The following is a 20,418-nucleotide window of genomic DNA, read 5'->3' on the forward strand; positions in this document are numbered from 1 at the left end:
TTTATATAATATCCGATTTTTTATATTTAATTTATTAAATAATATTTCAATGTAAAATGGCTTTGTTGCACAAAGCTATTCTTGAAGGCTTCTTCAGTAATATAATTTCCAGATGAAGAAGCCTACACCTAAAATCTATCGTACAACCAATTGGTCCTCGTATAACCAAGCTTTAATCAAGCGAGGAAATATTTCAATCTGGTTTGATCCTAAGACGCAATGGTATGCACAACCACAAGGCAAGCAAGGACGAAATCAAACTTATTCCGATACAGCGATTCAATGCTGTTTAATGATCAAATCTCTATTCCGTCTTTCTTTACGTATGGTTACTGGCTTTGTTCAAAGCCTGATTAAACTCTGTGGCTTGAATTGGACAGCACCAGATTACTCCACCCTTTGTAGACGACAAAAGCATATTGATATTGCGATAAGCTATCAGAAAAGTCATGATGGGTTACACCTACTTGTCGACTCTACGGGTTTAAAGTTTTTAGGTGAAGGCGAATGGAAGCGTAAAAAACATCAGCCTGAATACCGTCGGCAATGGCGTAAACTGCATATTGGTATAGATGCTGAAACACTGCAAATACGTGCCGTTCAGCTTACTACAAATAATGTCAGTGATTCACAAGTACTAGGTGATTTACTGGATCAAATTCCACTAGATGAGCGAATAGATTCTGTCTATACCGATGGCGCGTACGACACGAAGTGCTGCAGAAAAGTGATTTCAGATCGTCAAGCACATGCAGTAATTCCACCCAGAAAGAATGCCAAGCCCTGGAAAGATTCTAAAATAAGTTCAATAGAACGAAATGAGTTACTTCAAACGGTTAAACATTTAGGTAGAACCCTATGGAAAAAATGGTCGGGTTATCACCGTCGTAGTTTGGTGGAAACCAAGATGCATTGCATCAAATTATTAGGTGATAGGCTGACGGCAAGACATTTTCAAAGTCAGGTCAATGAAATTCATGCGCGTGTGGCAGTTCTGAATAGATTTACGGAATTAGGTAGACCTCGCACCCAAGTTGTGTCTTAAATTTGAATGGATTGGGGAGAACTCAGCTTTTGAATGTTTATGCAACAAAGCCATGTAAAATTAAAAAACATAAAGCAGCAATCCCTCTATGTTTTAATATATTTTCCCAACATCTTTTTTAGTAAATAACTTTTATATTTTAGCTATAGATTTTTACTATAAAGCAGGAGATGTACAATGGTTGACGTAAATGAAAACCTAACGGATACGACCAGCACTTATAAAGACGATACACATCGTCAATCTCAGGAATATTGGAAGGAAAATTATAATAAGACTCCATATTATAAAGATGCATTAACACACTATCCTGACTTGGAATATGATCGTGATTATTCAGGTGCTTATAACTTGGGTTATACCAGCCGCCGAGAAAATGAAGGCCGTCACTTTGATGAGATGGAAGGCAGCTTGCAGCAGAAATGGGAAGAAACTAAACGTGAATCACGTTTAAAGTGGGAACAGGCTAAACATGCTATTAAAGATGCCTGGGACCGTATGTAAGTATTTTAAGTCAAGGATTCAGAATTTCTCTGAATCCTTTTTATTTATTTTTTATAACAATCATCCGGAGATCTTATGAATCAGTACCCAGCTACACCACCTGCACAGATTCAAACCCATCAACCGGGTAAACAGACCAAAATGAATCCCGAGCCTGAAATTATCAAGGCTTCCCATAAAGGTAGTGATAAATTAAAAGATAAAGTTGCATTGATTACTGGTGGTGACAGTGGAATCGGTCGCTCAGTTGCGGTGTTATTTGCACGTGAAGGTGCAGATATTGTGATTGCTTATCTAGAAGAAAGTCAGGATGCTGAAGATACCAAAGCAATGGTTGAACAGGAAGGCCGGCGTTGCCTTCTGGTAAAATGTGATATCCAGAAAAAAGAAGACGTTGATCAGTTAGTTGAAAAAACTCTAAATGAATTCCAGAAAATTAATATTCTGGTGAATAATGCCGGGGTACAGTACCCACAGAAATATCTGACTGATATTCCTCAGCAGCAATTATTCAAGACTTTTGAAACCAATATTTTTTCAATGTTCTATCTGACCCAAGCAGTACTGCCTTATTTAAAAGAAGGGGACAGTATTATTAATACGACCAGCATCACCAGTTATCACGGACATGACCAGCTGATTGATTACTCCAGCACTAAGGGTGCCATTACCTCTTTTACACGTAGTTTATCGACCAATCTCCTTAAAAATAAAACAGGAATTCGTGTAAATGGTGTTGCGCCCGGACCAATCTGGACCCCGCTTATTCCAAGCAGCTTTGATGAAGAACAGGTTAAAGATTTTGGTAAGGAAACGCCAATGGAACGCATGGGCCAACCAAGCGAAGTGGCGCCTGCCTATCTATTTCTGGCTTCCGATGATGCCAGCTATATTTCAGGCCAGGTTATTCATGTAAACGGCGGTTCAATCGTTAATGGCTAATTAAAAATAGATTTGCAGTATTTTTACTTTTGATAGAACTTGCTCAACAACGACTCAGCTCTTTTTTTGAGTCGTTCTTTTTTATTTAAAAAATGAATGTAAAAAAGCAGACCCACAGGTCTGCTTTTTGTTTTATTGACACCTGTTAGAATGGCAGATCATCATCCAGGTCAGCCGGAACTTGAGAGGCTGGAGCTGACTGAGGAGCTTTAGGTGCGAAACCGCCCGGGTTATTATTGCCATAACCGCCACCTTGGTTGTTGTTATTATTAAAACCGCCACCCTGCTGGTTGCCATTACCATAACCGCCCTGGCTACCCTGATTATTATTGAAACGTGGTTGACCATAGCCTTGATCACCACCAAAACCTGCACCTGCCTGATCGCCCTGCTGTCGGCCTGAGTCTAGCATCTGCATCTGTTCACCACGAATCTCGGTAGTATAACGTTCCTGACCGTTCTGGTCGGTCCATTGACGGGTACGCAATGAACCTTCAATATAAACTTTTGAACCTTTACGTAAATATTGCTGGGCAATTTCACCTAGACGGTTGTGTAGCACAATACGGTGCCATTCTGTCTGTTCTTTACGTTCACCTGTGCTTTTATCTGTCCACGATTCACTCGTTGCGATAGAAAACTGTGTTAAAGAGCCGCCATTTGGGAAAGTTTTTGTCTCTGGATCGCGCCCTAAAGTCCCTACTAAAATAACCTTATTTACACCACGCATCAGCTGTTCTCTTCCTATTCATTTCTATGTTTTACTTTATAAGAGTTATGCTTAAATGGCTACCTCTTTACCCAACAACTGCGTCAAATTATGTCGAGCAGCTGCATCCACCTGCTGTTTATCGACTTTAATATAGGCCAGTTGCTGTTCAGGCATCACCACGACCTCTTCAATACCACGAATCGCCAATAACTTAGAAGTCCATTCATCTGTTTCCTGCATTTCTGGCAAGCTTAAAACCAGTGAAGTTAAATAGCGTGGCTGAGCCAGACCAAAACTGATGAATAACCAGATTATGGCAATTGCTGTCAGGATACTCCAGCCTAGAGAAGTATTATGCAAAGTCAGCAGGAAACCGCCCAGTGTTCCTCCGAAAAAGGCACCCAGAAACTGGCCACTGGCATTGACACCCATGGCGGTAGCCTTAGACTGCAAAGGTGCAGATTTGGACAGCCAGGACGGCAATAATGCTTCCATCACATTAAAAGCAATAAAGAAAAACCCGAGGCCGGTCAGCAGAATATATTTAGACTCAAAGCCAAAAATCATGATCAGCAGGCCTAAAATAACTCCAGTAATTGCCGTCAAAAAGATTCCACGCATTTTGCGATATTTTTCCGCCAGGATAATACTGGGAAAAGCAAAAAACAGGCTAACTACCAAAAGCGGTAAATAGACCATGCCATGACTGGCAAGCGGAATATGGGCAAACTCAATCAGCTGTGAAGGTATATATACAAACATTGCGGTAAGCAGCAAATGCAGACTGAATACTGAAAAATGCAGACGGTTCAGGTCACCCATTTTCAGGACCTGCTTAAGCTGTTGCAAATAGCCTTGGGAAAAATTCTTATGATGACGAGTGACCTTAGGCACCATGAATAACATCAGAATCGCCAGAAGGCCCATGACTGTGGTTACCCAGAACAGGCCGGAAATACCGACAATTCCTGTAAGCCAAGGACCCAGACTAAAAGCTACTACGAACGACAGGCCGATACTCATGCCCATCACAGCCATTGCTTTAGTACGCTGCTCTTCACGGGTTACATCGGCCAGTAAAGCCATCACCACTGCTGAAACTGCACCACCTCCAGCAATAGCACGGCCAATAATCACACCATAGATAGTCTCTGACATGGCAGCAATTGCACCGCCCAAAGCAAACAGCAACAAGCCAAACACTATAAGAGGTTTACGGCTAAATCGATCTGCCAGCAAGCTGAATGGAATTTGAAGAATCGCTTGGCTCAGACCATAAATACCCACAGCCAGACCCAACAATGCTGGTGTCGCATACTGATATGACTGCCCTGCTACAGAGAATACAGGAATAATCATGAACAGGCCCAACATGCGTAAAGCAAAGATACTGCTTAAGGCAAAAGTTGAACGGCGTTCTAAGGCATTCATCATAGCAACAGGCTTATTAGAAAATAAGATGAATTATAAGATAAAGCGGCTCAAAGCGCGTAGCTCTGTTATTCGAAATAACGATATTAATGACAATAAAAAAGGGTATATGACTATACCCTTCAACTTATTCTGAGTTTAAAAATATATTCTAACCAAGACGTTCTGTCCGTTTACGATACTGGATTGAAGCCAGTACTGCCCAGACAATAAATGCCACCCCGATCAGGCCGGTTACCACTTCAGGAATATGTACGCCTGTGCCACTTGCCAGCATGATGATGGCCAGTGCGCCAATTGCATAATGCGCACCATGTTCAAGATAGATGTAAGCATCCAGTGTGCCTTTTTCGACCAGATAAATAGTCATGGAACGGACGAAGATTGCACCAATTGCCAAGCCTAGCATAATAATAACTACATCACTGGTAATTGCGAAAGCTCCAATTACACCGTCAAAACTAAAAGATGCATCCAGCACTTCAAGATACAGGAAACCGCCGAAACCTGCTTTTACTACACCGGTTGCTGCGCCATTGCTGTCATGTGTAACAGCGTTGCCTTCTTCATCAATTTCCGGTTCGCCACCTAGCAGATGACTAAGTACCTGTACCCCGATATAAATTACAATTCCCCAGATACCGGCCATAGTTACGACCAGACGTTTTGTCTCGTCTACATTGGCAGCCACTACCAGCAAAGCAATCAGGGCAATAAATACAGACATGGCCGGTACGCTGGCCAAACTGGTTAAGCGTCGCTCCAGCCAGCGAAACCAGTGAGTATCTTTACCTTCATCCAGGAAGAAATTGAGAAAAACCAGAAGCAAGAAAGCTCCACCAAAAGCGGCAATTTCAGCATGATGGTCCATCAACCGCTGCGAATAGGTCGTTGGATCATTAAGTGCCAGTCTTACCACTTCCATTAATCCCATATCAGCAGTGACTGCAACAATCACCACAGGGAAAATCAGACGCATACCGAAAACCGCAATTAAGATACCAACTGTCAGGAAGATCATTTTCCAGAAGTGGTCCCAGTTACGCAGTACTGAGGCATTGACTACGGCATTGTCAAATGACAGGGATACCTCCATTACTGCCAGGATGGCTGTGATGGTCAGAGCCTTGAACATGGTTTCTATGCCTGCTTGAGGCCCATGGGTATAGCCCCAATAAGCTGACAGTGCAAGACACACCACCGTAAAAAAAATGGAAAATCGGAAATGCTTCATGGATAAACCTATTCGCAATGAATGTTTTAAAACCTGTTTGAACCGGAGAGATCTACGGCATCTTGTTCCAGTAATTATGACCTGTTTTTTTTGAAGCCGGTAAAAACTTTTTGATCAGTGAGCAACCTGATGTATTAAGAAGTTTAAGTTATATTCAAGAGCTCATGGTCTTATAGATAACATCCTATAGTGTTGGGATATTTTAAGTATTTTTTAACGCTTACCTTCAGGAGTATAAAATTGCATTTTTCACAATTACTGTGGCGGGATAATCTGGGTTTATATGAACGAATCCTCAAGATGCCTTTCAACCAGGAACTGATGCAGGGAACCTTATGCAAAAAAATCTTCACTCATTATATTATTCAGGATGCACATTATCTGCTTGCCTACGGCCGTGCCTTGGCAGTTTGTGCAGCCAAAGCTGCAAATGCCGAGGAAGTGATTCAGTTTTCTGAAGCTGCACGGGTAGCAATTGTATTTGAACGTAGCCTGCATAAGGATTTCATGCAGAAATTCGGTATTAGCCCAGCCCAATTTGCAGCTACACCATTGACTCAAGCCTGCCATCATTACACATCATTCCTGAGTGCAACTGCCTGGTCAGAAAGCTATCCGGTGGTTCTGGCTGCCCTGTTACCCTGTTTCTGGATATATGCTGAAGTCGGCAGATATATTGTTGAGCATTCAGCGCCCGACAATCCCTATCAGGCCTGGATTGATACCTATGCGGGTGAAGAGTTTCATCATGCGGTAAGGGAAGTGATCATGACATTGGACCAGGTGGCTCAGCAGTGTGATCACGAGACATTAAATAAAATGCAGCAAGTTTATAAACGTGGTGCTGAGCTGGAGTGGATTTTTTGGGACAGTGCCTACCGGCAGCGGGACTGGCCTGAAGGTTTAAGTGAATAGTAAAACAATGTGACATAAACTGACGCTTTAAAATCATAAAAACTACGCTTGAACATTTTTAAAGCGCTACCATATATAGAGTTTTAAACGCTTACTTAGGACGATTCATGAGTCAAAGTCATATCCGTATTCGAGGCGCACGTACCCATAACCTCAAAAATGTGTCACTCGATATTCCACGGGACAAGTTCGTGGTAATTACGGGACTTTCAGGCTCAGGTAAATCTTCTCTTGCTTTTGATACCCTGTATGCCGAAGGTCAGCGCCGTTATGTCGAGTCATTGTCGGCCTATGCGCGTCAGTTTTTATCCCAGATGGAAAAACCGGAAGTTGATGCAATTGAAGGCCTGTCTCCTGCAATCGCAATTGAACAGAAGTCAACCAGTCATAATCCACGTTCTACAGTGGGAACTATTACAGAAATTTATGACTATTTGCGACTGCTTTACGCACGTGTAGGTACACCGTACTGCCCGGAACATGACTTGCCAATGGTGGCGCAGACTGTGTCAGAAATGGTAGATGCTGTAAAAGCCCTGCCTGAAGGGACGGCCTTGATGCTGCTGGCACCGGTAGTACGTGAACGTAAAGGTGAATACTCTACCCTCTTTGAACAGTTGCAAAGTCAGGGTTTTGTCCGTGCACGTGTAGATGGCGAAATTATTGAAATTGATACGCCACCCGAACTGGACAAGAAAAAGAAACATACTATTGAAGTAATTGTGGACCGTTTCAAAGTACGTGATGACCTGGGTAATCGTATCGCTGAATCTTTTGAAACTGCACTACGGCTCGGCGGAGATCTGGCAGTTTTATCCTGGATGAAAGATGAACATCCAGACCGGGTATTTTCGGCCAAACATTCATGTCCGGACTGTGACCGTGCGGTAGGTGATCTGGAACCACGGTTATTTTCATTTAATAATCCGTTTGGTGCCTGTCCAGCTTGTGATGGTCTGGGTACCCGTAGCCACTTCAGTGCCGATAAACTGATCCATAACCCGGAGCTGAGTATTAGCCAAGGTGCAATCCGTGGCTGGGACCGTCAGCGCCCTTATTATTATTCAATGCTACAAAAAGTAGCTGCCCATTATGATTATTCTCTGGAAACCCCGTGGAAAGACTTGGGTAAAGATATTCAGAAGAAGTTTTTATATGGTACAGGGCGTGAGAAAATTGATCTCAGCTATGTGGACGAACGTGGCCGCCGTCATAACCGGGTTATGCCTTTTGAGGGTGTATTGCCACATCTAGAACGGCGCTACCGTGAGACTGAAAGTAATTATGTACGAGATGACCTGTCACAATACTTGTCGAATGCTGCTTGTGATGTTTGCGACGGTTCTCGGCTGAATGAGATTTCACGTAATGTAAAAATTCTGGACCATACCATCAGCCAGATTACCCGCATGTCGATCGGTGATGCCGCACATTATTATGAGCATCTGCATCTGGAAGGCGCCAAAGGTGAAATTGGTGACAAAATCTTCAAAGAGATTCGTGAGCGTCTTCACTTTCTGGTCAGTGTCGGTCTGAATTATCTGAGTCTTGCGCGTTCAGCAGAAACCTTGTCTGGTGGTGAAGCACAGCGTATTCGTCTGGCTTCACAAATTGGTGCCGGTCTGATGGGCGTGATGTATGTACTGGATGAGCCTTCGATTGGCTTGCACCAGCGTGATAACGACCGCCTACTGCAAACCCTGATTCGTCTGCGTGATCTGGGCAATACTGTACTGGTGGTTGAACATGATGAAGATGCCATTCGTGCCGCTGACCATATTATTGATATTGGCCCAGGTGCAGGAGTGCATGGCGGTTATGTAATTGCTGAGGGTACAGCCGATGAACTTTGCCAGCACAAAGATTCACTGACTGGCAAATATCTTTCTGGTGAGTTAAGAATCGTGGTACCACAACAGCGTGTTCAGCCGCCAAAACCGGAAGAACAGATCAAGCTGTTAGGGGCGTCAGGACATAACCTGAAAAATGTTGACCTTACCATTCCCCTAGGTGTAATGACCTGTGTTACCGGCGTGTCTGGTTCTGGAAAATCTACCCTGATTAACCGGACCTTGTTACCTCTGGCAGCTACTCAGCTCAATGGAGCAACTACCTTAACACCAGAGAAATTTGACAGTATAGATGGTCTGCAATTTCTTGATAAAGTTGTAGATATTGACCAGAGTCCGATTGGACGTACCCCACGCTCCAACCCGGCAACCTACACAGGCGTATTTACACCTATCCGGGAACTGTTTGCCCAAACACAAGAAGCCAAAGCACGCGGCTATAGTGCTGGCCGGTTCTCCTTTAATGTAAAAGGTGGCCGCTGTGAGGCCTGTGAAGGTGACGGCATGATTAAGGTAGCAATGCACTTCCTGCCGGATATGTATGTACCCTGTGATGCCTGTCATGGCAAACGATATAATCGTGAGACTCTGGAAGTTGGCTATAAAGGTAAAAATATTTCCGATGTACTGGAAATGACGGTAGAAGATGCAGCTGCATTCTTCGAGGCTATTCCGGTAATTCATCGCCGTCTGGAAACACTGACTCAGGTAGGTCTCGGTTATATCCGTCTGGGCCAGTCGGCAACCACGCTGTCGGGAGGTGAAGCTCAACGGGTAAAACTGGCCCGTGAATTAGCTAAACGTGATACCGGGAAGACTCTGTATGTACTGGACGAACCTACCACAGGCCTGCATTTCCATGATATTGCCAAGTTATTAGATATCCTGCATGAGCTACGCAACAAGGGTAATACTATTGTAGTGATTGAACATAATCTGGATGTTATTAAGACTGCAGACTGGGTGGTCGATCTTGGACCGGAAGGAGGTTCTGGTGGTGGTCAGATTATTGCTACCGGCACACCAGAGGAGGTTGCTGAAGTAGCTATTTCACATACAGGCCGTTTTTTGAAACCTTTATTGAAATAGAATCCTCAGCTGTTAAAGCCCTATTGAAAACGGTGATATATTCACCGTTTTTTTTATTTTTAAACTTCATAATTTTTTACTGAGACGTTTTATGCAGACAGATACTTATAAATACTTTTTTTAGCAATACGCTGTTGTTTCTATCAATAGCTTTAACAGCTGCCTCATTTATAAAAATATTCATCAAAATATAAAAAGTTAAAATTTTTAATAGCTTAAATAAAAATTCCAAGTTAGCGTATTCTAGACATTCGGGAATTTAAATCTCTTACTACACAACACTATTTCGTCCCGCTGCCTTTGCCCGGAATAACGCCTGATCCGCCTTTTCCAGCAGTTCTAACCAGTTTTCTGCGCCTGTCGCGACGCCTATACTCACTGAAACAGAAATTGAGTTACCATTTTCAAGCTTAAGATGGGCCTGCTGGACTTCAGCACGAATTTTTTCTGCCACTTTCAAAGCTGCACCGAACTCGACATATTCCAAGAATATGATAAATTCGTCTCCGCCATAACGAATAATCAGATCCGAAGAACGTACACTTTTTTTAAGCTGACTGGCAACAAGCTGAATAATTTGATCACCAATAATGTGTCCGTACTGATCATTTACCTGTTTAAAATAATCAATATCTACCAGAATCAGACAAGTCTGGCTTAATTGTTTAACATGCTTTTCCAGATACTGTATATGCTCATCCAATGCTAGGCGATTCGATACTCCGGTTAAAATATCGGTATTGGCAATATTACGCAGTTGTAATTCAAGTACATCACGCTCGGCCAGCTGTGCCTGTAGTTTTTGTATGGCTTCAAATAGCGAGAGTGGATAAAGAATATCTGAGGACTGGATACGAGCATCTTGATGACCGGCAAGCTTTAAAATCAGATTGCGTGCCCGGATTAAGGGGGTAAATACTTTATAGCGTGCATAAACCATAGTAAAAATGGCGGTAAACACAGAAATAACAGAAACAGAAAGAGTCAGGATAAATTTTTTCCATGCCTTACTGCGTACCTCTTCAGCTGTTTTAACGCTATGATCCAGCAGAAAATCCTGTAAATTAACCACTGTCAAAAATTTATCAACGATTTGTTCAGTTAACTGGGTTCCTGTCATAGAGTACGGCTGATTTTTTATACTTTCATTGATCAGCGTTTTTACCATTGGAATCGCTTTTTCCAGAAACTCTGTTTTAACTTCACCATGTAGTCTTAAATATTGGGGTGTTCTATATTTATCCTGTTGAATAGAATTAATCAGATCCCATAAGTAATAAGCCTGATACTGGGTCTGCAAAGAGCGTGCAAGATTTTCCTCTGGAATTTTCTCCTGAAAAGTGACCGCTGCAATAATATTGGAGGCCAAACGTCCAGCCTGATCACGCAGGTCAGTCAAAATTAAAATCAGGGTATAATAATCAGAGATAACGGTATTTTTCCCCACTGAATGTGAAATGACATTTTTTAAGACCTGATGAGCGCTATCCCAAGCAGCAAACATTTTCTGAATCGACCGATCAAGCTGTATAGAGGTTCTTTTAGAGCGAGGTATAGCAATATAGCCATCTATAGCCTGTCTACCCTGCTCTAGCGAATGCACCACATTCTTAGATACATTTTCAGCATCTGCCGACAAGCCGGCCTTGTTTAAAATATCTACTGTTTCAGCAATATGTTTATCTACTGATTTTCGAAACTCAATTAGTTCCCTGAGATTCTGTGCAAACTCTTCTGTGGTACTCGACATGACTTTATTTGATGGGCCACGTTCTCGTGAAATCATATTTGTCAGCTCGGCCATATTACGTAGTGCAGAAATTTCTGTCAGAGCGAGGTCTGTTTTCTTGTAAGTACGATAACTGTCTATAGTCAGAGGAATACAAATAAAAAGAAGTGAAAAAATAATAACCAACATGGACCAGAATAAACGCCGGGTAATATATTCTGAACGTAGCTGGTTCTTCATCAAACATATCCCATTACAAATTCTAGTATTCAAAAATATATTTTATAAAAACTTAAGATCATAAAAGTTTCGGGCAGAGATGGCTTCTTTAGAATACTTAAACTTTACTGATGTTTTTTTAATGGAAAGTTAGTAATAACCTGTTCCCTAAGAGGGGCTATTTTACCTTTTACTCTATTTTTTTCAATAGTTTAAAAATTTATCATTTTAGTTTTGAAGTCTAAGAGCTCTACAGAATACATAGAACTGTGAGTAAAAATATAAATATTTTTAAATACACTATATTTTTCTTTAAACAAAATTTATAAAATTTTATTAAAAAATCAGAACTATAATTTTAATAACTTTTCTGAAAGATAAAAAGTTTCTGTAACTATATAATATTTCATTTAGCTTAAATCCCTTTTCAAGTTAAAGATTAATATTTTTTCTAACTCTATAATTTTTCTATTAATTGGTTTTACCGTTTTTTAAAATATTAATTATCAATTTAACACATTTAAAAAACTGTTGCATACTACATTTAAGAACAATAAGCGAGATTTTCATCACACTTATTTGAATTCCTCAGGATGTATCTCCCAAATATTATGCATCCTTTCTGGCCCAGTTATCTCTTTTAAGCTGGGCCTTTTTTTACTTAAAATTTACTTATTTTTAGTTAAAACTTTTTTAAAATTACGCAAGTCATTTTTTGGTTTTGCATGTACAGCTCAAATTTCTTATTTTAACTGTAATTTAAAATAGCACACTGTCTAATTATAAAACTCAGGTTAAAAAAAAGCCCAACCTTGGGGAAAGCTGGGCGGATAAACCAGAAATACGGTTTTAAAAATTCTGTGGTGCAGATATAAGTTGTATATATCTGATATAAATATTATGTGATTTTTCATGTATAAAGTAAAGTTGATTAATTTAATAAGGATTAGAAAATCTATCGCTTTTTACAATTTTGTAGAGCTAAGTCTTATCTTAATCTAACTACTAAGATAAATTCTAGTTTAAAGTTTTTAGCTTATAGAGTGCTTAAAAAAGCATCTGTCCTACCAAAAATTAAATGTAAAATACTTCAATTTGATTCTTCTCTTATTTCTAGAATTATTGATTAATTCCTCTATATTAATCAGTTAAAACAATCATAAAATTCTTATTCAAGACTTATTTTTTCCCAAAATTTATTCATTAATTAATTATTACTTAACTGTTATATCGAAACTTTTTAAAAGGTTGACAAACTTTATTCCAAATGAGTAAAAAATGTCCTTTATCATATTTAGTATAATTACTCTGTAAAATAATATCTTTTTACTTCATTGACTTAATAAATTGTTACAATACAATGCAGGGGTTTAATCCATTTTTAATAAACTGGTAAATATCATGAAAAAACTCGGTTTAGCCACTGCTTTACTATTAGCCATGACCGGTGCGCAAGCATATCAATTTGAGGTTCAGGGACAATCTGAATATATCGATGCCACACTCAATGATAAAGATTTTACTGGTTCAGTAGCCGGAACTTACTACTATAAAAATGTAGATTCAAGCAAAGGGCCATTAGCTGAAGCCGCATTTTTAAACCAAGCTTCTAACATTTCTCTTGCTTACACCTATGGTAATCTTGACTTGGGTGCAGATCGTACCTTGAGTCTAGATACTGAAGCACACACTTACGGTGTAAAAGGTGAAGCATATATTCCGACTTCAGTTGTTCCGTTATATACCAGTGCAGCTTATAGCCACACTAAAACAGATACAGATATATCTGAGTTTGGTACAAAATTAGGTTCTATTGAAAATAATGGCGATCGTTATGCATTAGAGCTTGGTGCACTTCTGGCACCTAATTTCCTGGTAGCAGTAGGCTATGCAAATATTGCTGATCCTTTTGCTCTAGACGCCAACAATATTATGTCTAATGGTATTCTAAAAACTGTAGGTGAAGCTGCAACTGCCGGTTTTACTAATCAGCGTCTTTCTCAAGATATCGTAACTGCCCGCACTAAATATGTAGGCCCAGTTGATGGTACAAATGCATCAGTTGGTTTTGAAGCCGCAATGATGCATGCAGACAGCAACAATGCATATCAGTTAAAAACTGATGTCTACTTTACACCAAAATTTAGTATAGGCGCTTCTTATGCTGAATCTAATTTTACTGATGTAATGGACTCAGCTTGGGGAGCAAACATTAACTACTTTATTACTCCAGCAGTTGCAGTAGGTGCAAGCTATGTTAATGCAAATGCAGTAGGTATAGATGCAGATACTCAGACTGTAGGGGTTAACGCCAAATTCCGTTTTTAATCTGTTAACAGGTTAAGGAACTAAAAAAGGACTCCATTGGAGTCCTTTCTATTATTGCATTTAACTGCGTATGACGTTCAGGAAGTAAAGATGACGTTCATACTGGTCCAGAATATCCTGAAGCAGATCTTCTTGCGTCCATTCCATAACATCGTAATTTTGTCCTCCCTCTCTTAAAAACACCTCAGCCTGATAATATTCATGGTCGGTAGCTGATTGAGCTTCAGTCATAAAGCTGGGAGGGGTAGTTTCACGTGAAACTACTTTATAGATAAAATTAATCTCATTCCAATGATCCACCCTTAATAGCAATCCGTCCTCAAGAGTTTCTATGCTCACCTCAAGATTACGACGTTTAAACTCATGCTGAATATGCTGAAATGCCTGAGCAACTGTAGACTTTATATAATGCTCTACTTCATCACGACTATGTGGATAATGCATAATTAGGCCCAAACGCTGTTGCCAGCTGCGCGGGTTATGAATAGCACGCGGTGTAATACGTGCCTCCTGAATAGCCTGCATTTTCAAACTGTCTAATCTTAGTGCCTTGAGCAACCCCCAGCAGATGAGCAGCATAATAAAGGTAAATGGCAAAGCACTCATAATGGTGGCGGACTGTAATGCACCTAAACCACCAGCCATGAGCAGAATAATAGCCAGTAGCGCCATAAGTACTGTCCAGAACAGCCGCTGCCAGGCAGGAGACTGATCTGTTTTAGAGGTGAGATAATCGGTAACCAGGGCGCCTGAATCGGCAGAGGTCACAAAAAACAGCATGACCAGAACAGTTGCTAAAATACTGCTCACTCCAGACCAAGGTAACTGGGTCAAGAATTCAAACAGCGCTACAGAAGAATCAGTTTTTACAGCTTCTAGCAGGCTATTATTTCCTTCAAACATCACATTATATAGCGCTGCATTACCTATGAATCCCATCCAGATAATGGTGAAACCTGTAGGAATCAGCAATACGCCTGCAATAAACTCACGGACAGTACGTCCTCGTGAGACTCGGGCAATAAACATACCCACAAATGGTGACCACGAAATCCACCAAGCCCAGTACATGATAGTCCAGCCACCAATCCAGCCATTAGGCTGATAGGCATATAAGTTAAAAGTCATGCTGAACAGGTTAGATACATATTGTCCTGCTGTCTGGATGGTGGTCTGCAATAAATAAATGCTGGCGCCAGTTAAAAATATGAAAGCCAGCAATAGCAATGCCAGAATGAGGTTGAGTTCAGATAAACGCTTAACGCCCTTATCCAGACCTAAAAAAACCGAGAGTGAAGCAATACTGCTTACCACAACAATTAAAATAATCTGAGTCAGAATACTCTGCTCCCAGCCAAACAGGTAATTTAATCCCGAGTTAATCTGTGTTACACCAAAACCCAGAGAAGTGGCAACCCCGAATATGGTCCCAATTGTGGCGAAAGTATCGACTCCATCACCAATTGGTCCATAAATACGCTTACCAATTAAAGGATATAAGGCTGAGCGGACTTTTAATGGAAGCTGATGACGGTATGCAAAATAAGCCAGTGACAACCCAACAACTGCATAAATAGCCCAGGCATGTAAACCCCAATGGAAGAAAGTAACACGCATGGCCTGTTGTGCTGCCAGTACGGTCTCCGGCTGGCCACTTGGTGGACTGACATAATGCATAATGGGCTCAGCAACACCAAAGAACATTAAGCCAATCCCCATACCTGCAGTAAACAGCATGGCAAACCAGGAAGGATAAGTATAATCAGGTTGACTATGATCTGGCCCAAGTTTGATCCGGCCCATGGAAGACACAGCAATACCTGTTAGCAGGATTAAAAATAAGGCAACCGATAAAACATAAAACCAGCTGAAAGAATCAGTAATCCACTGATTTAATTTTTTGGTCAGAAGTTCAAATGCATCGGGAGCAAAAATAACAATAGCTAAAAAGATCAGGATAATCACAACCGTGCTAATAAACACATTAGGATTAACATTGGAAAACCAAGCTTTGGACTTGGAAGACATAGGTGATTTACCCCCATATATTTTTTTAATAAAATGACAGACTCTGCGGTCAAAATGCATTCTGCTAAGACATTGTAAAAACAAAGAATACTGAACCAGTATTCAGAGTGATATATTAAATTAACTTACAAATGAAAGCCGTTAACTTCCTGTAAAGGAGAATTTTCAAGATTTGTCTTTATCTGTACGGGGTGAATGTGAAATATATTGCAGCACAATAAGTCTTGAAACGATAAGTGCCAGATACATTACTCCGCCAAACATCTGTAACATTGCCAGAACACGTGCCGCCGGACTGACTGGCATCAGGTCTGCAAGACCCGTAGCTGATTGGAGGCTAAAGCTTAAAAACAGAAGATCCAGCCAGGTTTGCAATGGCCCTGTCCGATTTGGATTTTGAAAGCTATAAGGAACTACCAGTTGGCAGATGTTATAAAGAAAGGCAAAACCCCAAGCGATCAAGGTAAAGACTGCGGCAGCTGCAAAAAGCTCATCCTTAGTAAGATAACGGTCAGCAAACATATAGCGGATCAGTCCATAAGCCGCACAGAAATAGGCACTTGCTTCAAAAGCATGGGTAGTAATGATCAGACCCACATGTTCATAACCAAAAAGTATGGGCACAGAAAAAATAAAAGCACCGCCGACAAAAATGAGACCGAGTGCGGTGTAGGCTGGAGTCTGGCGTATCATTTTTGCCACCAGTAATAGTGCAATCACGCCCAGTAACCAGGTGACAGAACGAGACGGTGTACTATCATTGCTGAGCAAAGATAAAATCAGTATAAAAAATTGTAATAAAACTAACTGGGCGGAAGGTAATAAACGAAGACCTTTCCAGAATCCAAGAAGTACACGCAAGCCTGCTTTTAACCCAGCCATTTTCTAATGTAGCCATTATTATTTATTAATTAAATGAAGTGTGGCGAGACCTTATAAAAAGAAAGTATAAATTTATAAAAGCTTATATTAAGAAATGTAACATTAACTCTATACCTGTAAACTCTATATCTATAGGTTTTCTTTCAATTAATCTTTTAAAAACAATAATTTTAAAATTTTATCTAAAAAATATCTCTAAAGCCTATGCCTACTCAATTTTTACAAAATAATGACATTAAAAGGACCTATATCCAAGATTTTAGAGTAAAAATTCTAATTCGTTTTTAAGTCTAAAAAAACAAATAAAATTAAGGAAGTACATTTTATGAAAAAGCAGATCAGCTTACTTGGCTTGGCTTTAAGCTCAACTTTACTGGTAGCCTGTGGAGGAGGCGGAAGTTCCAATGACGCTACTATCACTACGCCACCAAATGTGCCTAATGAAACAATTTCGCCAGAATTATCAGAAGAATTCGTGCCTTTTGAAGACCAGAGTATTCTGGACAAGGTTCGCGATAAAATCACTGGTGATCGCAGCAATGAGACAGACTATAACGTTGCATTAGGCCACATGGTTGGAGAGGTTTTTGCAGACTATCCTTATGGTCGGACTGGCAGACTGGTACAGATTTATAATCTGGGTCTAAATAGCATCAAGTTTCCAAACCGACTTTGTGCAGAAGTAATTACGAATGGCTCAGTAAAGACTTTAAGCCTAAAACAGGATAAGGAAAACTGTATTATTCTCGATAAAACTTATCGTCAGGGCTCAAGTATTACCCAAACCGTAAATGGTGATACCACTACTTTGAAATTTACCAATGTGCGCTATGGTTCAAATGTAGATTTTAGCCTGAAAGATGATTACCTGATTTCAGGCAGTATTTCCTATCGGGAAACAACAACTACAGCAGGTAAAGAAAAGGCTTATCAGGTTGATCAGTTGGAATTTCAGCGGGTCAGCAAGGATGCTAATGCACCAGCTGGCGGAACAAACTATAATGAAACCAGTAAAGAGTACCTGCAAGTCAGAAACTATAACTACCGTTTAGCCGATGAATATGGCAGCGGAAGTAATGGAATACGCACTCTTACCACCAGCGGGACAATTATTGGCCAGCCTTACCAGGCAGATTTCCGTTATAGCTTTAATTTTGAGACCACTACACCCTTTAAAATGGCTGAAACCATATCTAACAATTATAAGCATTTACCTACTGAGGGTAATTTAAAAATACGTGACACCTACAACCAGATGATTGATGTGCGCCAGAACCAGCCTGAATCATTAAAAGCTACTGTTTATTTTAATGGTAGTGAAATTGCTGACCTGTACTGGTCAACTATTATTGGTGACAAGAAATAATGAATTAATAAAAAGCCCCGCAATTGCGGGGCTTTTTATTTAAATCAATTAATGATCTTGAGCACCGGAAGCTCCGATACCAGTCATGGAACGTACAAACTGGGCATCGAATTCTTTACGTTCACGCTGTGCACGCGCTGATTTATCAGTTACAGAGAACAACCAGCAGCAGAAGAATGAAAGTGGCATAGCAAAGATTGCAGGGCCATTAAAAGGGTTAATTGGCGTATCAGAAATACCGAGTGTATCCACCCAGACTGCTTTAGACAGCACAATCAGAATTACAGCAAGTGACAGACCCACAACACCACCGGCTACTGCACCACGTGTCGTCAGGCCTTTCCAGAACATAGACAGAACAAGTACCGGGAAGTTAGCACACGCAGCAACCGAGAATGCCAGACCTACCATGAAGGCCACGTTCTGTTTCTCAAACAGGATACCTAAAATCATTGCAAAGATCGCAAGGCCCAGAGTGGCAATTTTAGACATGCGAAGTTCAGATTCAGGCGTAGTCTGTCCTTTTTTAAATACGTTTGCATACAGGTCATGCGAGATTGCAGAAGCACCTGACAGGGTTAAACCAGCCACTACGGCAAGAATTGTGGCAAATGCTACCGCTGAAATGAAGCCCATAAACAGGTCGCCACCCACAGCATCAGCCAGATGGACCGCAGCCATATTGTTACCGCCTACAAGCTCTAACTTGCCTGTAACCGCCATTTTCGCTACATCAATGAATTGTGGATTATTCGATACATACAAGATTGCACCGAAACCAATGATGAAGGTCAGCAGATAGAAGTAACCAATGAAACCTGTTGCTACAACCACTGATTTACGTGCTTCTTTTGCATCTTTTACTGTAAAGAAACGCATGAGGATATGTGGAAGACCAGCAGTACCAAACATCAATGCAAGTCCGAGGGAAATCGCATCAATTGGGTTCTCTGCCAGTTTGCCTGGTCCCATGATTTTGCCTGCTTCTGCCAGTGTAATATCATGGACTTTAGCGAAAATCTGGATAGATTGGTCAAACATTGCAGTAAAGCTGAAGCCAACACCTTTCATTACCATAAATGCCATGAAAGTTGCGCCAGAAAGCAGCATTACAGCCTTGATGATCTGTACCCAAGTGGTAGCCAACATGCCGCCGAACATTACGTAAGCCATCATCAGCAGGCCAACAATTACAACCGCGATATTATAGTTCAAGCCAAATAGCAGTTTGATCAGCTGTCCCGCACCGACCATCTGTGCAATGAGGTAAAACGCGACCACGACCAATGAGCTGATTGCTGCCAAGGTACGAACCGGCTTTTCTTCCAGACGGAATGACACCACGTCTGACAGGTTATATTTACCCAAGTTACGCAGACGCTCTGCAATCAGGAACAGAACAATTGGCCAGCCAACCATGAAGCCTAATGAGTACAGCAGACCATCGAATCCTGAACTGAACACCATGGCAGAAATACCCAAGAACGATGCAGCAGACATGAAGTCACCAGCAATCGCCAAACCGTTCTGGAAACCCGAAATACCACCACCTGCAGTGTAGAAGTCTTGAGTTGACTGAGTCTGTTTGGCTGCCCATTTGGTAATGAACAATGTAAGGCCGACAAAAATCACGAACATGATAATTGCGTGCCAATTCGTAGCCTGCTGCTCAGCCGCACCCAGATCAGGGCCAGCCATAGCCAGACCAGAAGTTAAAAATGTGGACGCAGCAAATACTTTTGCTTTACATGAATTCCATTTCATATTAGTGCATTCCTTTAGTAGTCGTAGACTCTTGCGCGATTGCCTCGACTTCTTTCAAAGCTTCTCTGTTAAGTTCATCAAGTGTGTTATTGGCGATATATGAATACACTGCACATAATACAAATGACAGGACGATAATGCCGAGGCCTAAAGGAATTCCCCAAGTTGTTACCCCGCCACTAAAAGAACTCATCAGGAATTCTTTGTTATAACCTACCAACAGCATGAAACCAACATAGACAAACAGCATAATTGCAGTTAATGTCCAGCTGAGATTTCTTTTCTTGGCCACCATCTCTTTAAATTTTGGATTTTGTAGAATTCGTTCTACCTTAAGCTCATCCATAACCTTGCTCCTTAATCAGCGGCCAAGCTATTGG

The 20,418-nt window shown here is 40.9% G+C and carries 15 protein-coding genes; 7 read left to right on the forward strand and 8 right to left on the reverse strand.

Annotated features, from left to right (window positions below; translation table 11 throughout):
* Window positions 1-112: 112 nt before the first annotated feature.
* From ACRAD_RS13415 to ACRAD_RS13425, 3 genes are all read left to right on the forward strand, one after another.
* The gene (locus ACRAD_RS13415; RefSeq protein WP_004812228.1) at window positions 113-1,045 is read left to right on the forward strand and encodes an IS5-like element ISAha3 family transposase; all 933 of its coding nucleotides are present in this window, start codon (window positions 113-115) and stop codon (window positions 1,043-1,045) included.
* Between the two features lie 177 nt (window positions 1,046-1,222).
* Entirely contained in the window at window positions 1,223-1,549 is a 327-nt protein-coding gene (locus ACRAD_RS13420) for a hypothetical protein (RefSeq protein ID WP_005024124.1), read from the forward strand.
* Window positions 1,550-1,624: 75 nt separating this feature from the next.
* Window positions 1,625-2,491: an SDR family oxidoreductase gene (locus tag ACRAD_RS13425; protein WP_005024122.1), complete on the forward strand. Its 867-nt coding sequence runs from the start codon at window positions 1,625-1,627 to the stop codon at window positions 2,489-2,491.
* A 145-nt stretch (window positions 2,492-2,636) separates the two neighbouring features.
* On the opposite strand, the gene ssb is transcribed toward ACRAD_RS13425, so the two are convergent.
* The 3 genes from ssb to ACRAD_RS13445 form a co-directional block, all read right to left on the reverse strand.
* Window positions 2,637-3,221: a single-stranded DNA-binding protein gene (ssb, locus tag ACRAD_RS13430; protein WP_005024120.1), complete on the reverse strand. Its 585-nt coding sequence runs from the start codon at window positions 3,219-3,221 to the stop codon at window positions 2,637-2,639.
* A gap of 51 nt (window positions 3,222-3,272) precedes the next feature.
* Window positions 3,273-4,637, reverse strand: coding sequence for an MFS transporter (locus ACRAD_RS13435; RefSeq protein WP_005024118.1), 1,365 nt, complete (start codon window positions 4,635-4,637; stop codon window positions 3,273-3,275).
* 148 nt (window positions 4,638-4,785) lie between these two features.
* Entirely contained in the window at window positions 4,786-5,868 is a 1,083-nt protein-coding gene (locus tag ACRAD_RS13445) for a DUF475 domain-containing protein (protein WP_005024117.1), read from the reverse strand.
* 240 nt (window positions 5,869-6,108) lie between these two features.
* Between ACRAD_RS13445 and tenA the strand changes: the two genes are divergently transcribed.
* The gene (gene tenA, locus ACRAD_RS13450; protein ID WP_005017903.1) at window positions 6,109-6,783 is read left to right on the forward strand and encodes a thiaminase II; all 675 of its coding nucleotides are present in this window, start codon (window positions 6,109-6,111) and stop codon (window positions 6,781-6,783) included.
* Between the two features lie 107 nt (window positions 6,784-6,890).
* On the forward strand, window positions 6,891-9,722 hold the full coding sequence (gene uvrA / locus ACRAD_RS13455) for an excinuclease ABC subunit UvrA (protein ID WP_005024115.1): 2,832 nt from the start codon (window positions 6,891-6,893) through the stop codon (window positions 9,720-9,722).
* Window positions 9,723-9,993: 271 nt separating this feature from the next.
* Here the strand turns inward: uvrA and ACRAD_RS13460 are convergent, their stop codons facing one another.
* Window positions 9,994-11,691 carry a GGDEF domain-containing protein gene (locus tag ACRAD_RS13460; RefSeq protein ID WP_005024113.1) on the reverse strand — a complete coding sequence of 566 codons (1,698 nt, stop codon included), beginning with the start codon at window positions 11,689-11,691 and terminating at the stop codon, window positions 9,994-9,996.
* A gap of 1,380 nt (window positions 11,692-13,071) precedes the next feature.
* Between ACRAD_RS13460 and omp33-36 the strand changes: the two genes are divergently transcribed.
* Window positions 13,072-13,998: a porin Omp33-36 gene (gene omp33-36, locus ACRAD_RS13465; protein ID WP_005024111.1), complete on the forward strand. Its 927-nt coding sequence runs from the start codon at window positions 13,072-13,074 to the stop codon at window positions 13,996-13,998.
* A 60-nt stretch (window positions 13,999-14,058) separates the two neighbouring features.
* Here omp33-36 and ACRAD_RS13470 read toward each other — a convergent pair whose 3' ends face one another.
* Both ACRAD_RS13470 and ACRAD_RS13475 read right to left on the reverse strand, forming a co-directional pair.
* Window positions 14,059-16,026, reverse strand: coding sequence for a BCCT family transporter (locus tag ACRAD_RS13470; RefSeq protein WP_005024108.1), 1,968 nt, complete (start codon window positions 16,024-16,026; stop codon window positions 14,059-14,061).
* 165 nt (window positions 16,027-16,191) lie between these two features.
* Window positions 16,192-16,887, reverse strand: a complete 696-nt coding sequence (locus ACRAD_RS13475) for an ion channel (protein WP_026055478.1) — start codon at window positions 16,885-16,887, stop codon at window positions 16,192-16,194.
* 346 nt (window positions 16,888-17,233) lie between these two features.
* On the opposite strand from ACRAD_RS13475, the gene ACRAD_RS13480 reads away from it, so the two are divergent.
* Window positions 17,234-18,274 (forward strand): hypothetical protein, encoded by a 1,041-nt coding sequence (locus tag ACRAD_RS13480; protein WP_005024105.1) that lies wholly within the window; start codon window positions 17,234-17,236, stop codon window positions 18,272-18,274.
* A 48-nt stretch (window positions 18,275-18,322) separates the two neighbouring features.
* Here the strand turns inward: ACRAD_RS13480 and ACRAD_RS13485 are convergent, their stop codons facing one another.
* Both ACRAD_RS13485 and ACRAD_RS13490 read right to left on the reverse strand, forming a co-directional pair.
* Complete coding sequence (locus tag ACRAD_RS13485; protein ID WP_005017886.1) at window positions 18,323-20,038, reverse strand: cation acetate symporter; 1,716 nt, start codon at window positions 20,036-20,038, stop codon at window positions 18,323-18,325.
* Between the two features lies 1 nt (window position 20,039).
* Complete coding sequence (locus tag ACRAD_RS13490) at window positions 20,040-20,384, reverse strand: DUF485 domain-containing protein (RefSeq protein ID WP_005017884.1); 345 nt, start codon at window positions 20,382-20,384, stop codon at window positions 20,040-20,042.
* Between the last annotated feature and the right edge of the window lie 34 nt (window positions 20,385-20,418).

This window comes from Acinetobacter radioresistens DSM 6976 = NBRC 102413 = CIP 103788 (genome assembly GCF_006757745.1).
Classification (GTDB): Bacteria; Pseudomonadota; Gammaproteobacteria; order Pseudomonadales; family Moraxellaceae; genus Acinetobacter; species Acinetobacter radioresistens.